A 318-nucleotide genomic window follows, 5' to 3' on the forward strand; every position below is an offset into this window, starting at 1 on the left:
AGCTTCGCTTTTATCCTAGTTCTAAGCAAAAGAAAATCATTAAACTAAACTATGATGCGCAGCGCTTTGTCTACAACTCTTATGTCGGACGCAATCGGACTAGCTACCATGCTAAACGTTATTTAGCTAATAGGCAAAATCGAGCAATGCCCTTTGCTTTTTCTGCTCTTAATAGCTATGAAGTCCAACTGGCAGAAACAGTAGTCATCAATAATGAATTATTGGCTAAGCCTAAGAATATTCGTGATGCTTATAGCTTTTTACGTGTTAAAGAAATTGATAGTCTCGCTCTTGCCAATGCGATTCAAAACTATCAGA

At 37.4% G+C, this 318-nt stretch carries 1 protein-coding gene; it reads left to right on the top strand.

Annotated elements, in window-relative coordinates:
* A partial coding sequence (locus WS44_RS09680) for a helix-turn-helix domain-containing protein (protein ID WP_046434138.1) occupies window positions 1-318 on the top strand: 318 nt, incomplete at both ends.

Origin of the sequence: Lactobacillus sp. N54.MGS-719 (assembly GCF_000980505.1) — a bacterium.
Classification (GTDB): domain Bacteria; phylum Bacillota; class Bacilli; order Lactobacillales; family Lactobacillaceae; genus Lactobacillus; species Lactobacillus amylovorus.